Source organism: Duganella rhizosphaerae (assembly GCF_040364205.1).
Taxonomy (GTDB): domain Bacteria; phylum Pseudomonadota; class Gammaproteobacteria; order Burkholderiales; family Burkholderiaceae_D; genus Rugamonas; species Rugamonas rhizosphaerae.
Map to the genome: position 1 here is coordinate 1 of NZ_BPWK01000060.1, position 1302 is coordinate 1302.

Annotated in this window: 1 protein-coding gene; it reads right to left on the reverse strand. The window is 66.5% G+C overall.

Annotated elements, in window-relative coordinates:
- Window positions 1–1302, reverse strand: a 1302-nt coding sequence (locus RUGAMON1_RS32585; protein ID WP_445234413.1) for a condensation domain-containing protein, incomplete at both ends; no start/stop codon positions are given.

Consider the following 1302-nt stretch of genomic DNA (forward strand, 5'->3'; position numbering starts at 1 on the left):
GACCAGCACCTGGCGGCGTTCCGCCGCCGACAGCACGCCGATCTCCGCCAGCGTCGTCTGCGGCGCCGTTTCCAGCGCGGCGACGATGCCTTCCAGCGCGGTCTGCATGTAGTCGCAGATGCGTTCGGCCGACACCGACTGGTCGACCTGCGCCGTCAGGCTGAAGCCGTCGCCGAAATCGTCCACCGACAAGGTCAATGGATAGTTGGTGCGCTCTTCTCCCCCCACCACTTCCACGCCTTCCCAACCCGCGCGGGTCTGATCGTCCTTGCCGCCGTCGGGCAGGCTGCTGTGACGATAGTTCAGCAGCGACGAGAACAACGGCGTCTGTGCGGCTATGCCGCTGCAGCGCTGCGCCAACGCCAGCGACGCGTGTTCGTGCCGCAGCAACTGCGTCAGCAGCGCGTGCGTACCGCGCACTCCCTGTGCCACATCCTGCTCGTCGATCGTGACGCGCACCGGCAGCGTGTTGATGAACATGCCGAGCACGCGTCCGGCGCCTTCGCCGGCCTGCATGCGGCCGAACAGTACCGTTCCGAACACCACGTCGCGGCGGTCGGACAGCTTGGCCAGCACCTGCGCCCAAGCCAGGTGCACCAGACTGGCCGCGCTGACGCCCTGACCGCGCGCCTGCGCGCGCAGCCGCACAGCCAGATCGGCAGGCAGCTCACGCTTGCTCTCCCTGATCTGCGAACCATCGCCGCGGACGTCGAGCAAACCATAAGGCGCTGTAGGCTCGTCGATATCGGCCAGCATGCCGGCAAAGAATGCTTCATGTTCCTGCTGGCTCACGCCCAGCCGCGCCTGCGCCACAAAATTACGGAACGGCAGCGCCGGCGGCAATTGCGCCTCCCGGCCCTGCTGGATCAGGTGGATTTCCTCGACCAGGATTTCCAGTGTCGTATGGTCGATCGCCAGATGGTGCGTCAGCAGTTGCAACAGCCAGCGGCCATGGGCGCGGTCGGTGCAGACAAATCCACGCATCAGCGGCGCCTGGCGCACATCGAGCCGTTGCCGGCTTGGCGCATAAAGGCTGGCCATCTGCTCCGCGACGGCGCCGTCCGCCGCGTCGAGCTCCACTTCCTCGACAGTCAGCGGCGCCTTGCGCCACACCACCTGCACCGGTTCGGGCAAGCCATCCCACAGCACCGCGGTGCGCAGGATGTCGTGGCGGTCGACCACCGTCTGCAGGGTCGACAGGAAGCCGTCCAGGCGCACACGCGTATCGAACTCGATCAGCGTCGGCAGCAGGTAGGCGTCGCCCTCGCTTTGCATCATGTGGTGGAACAGTATCCCTTCCTG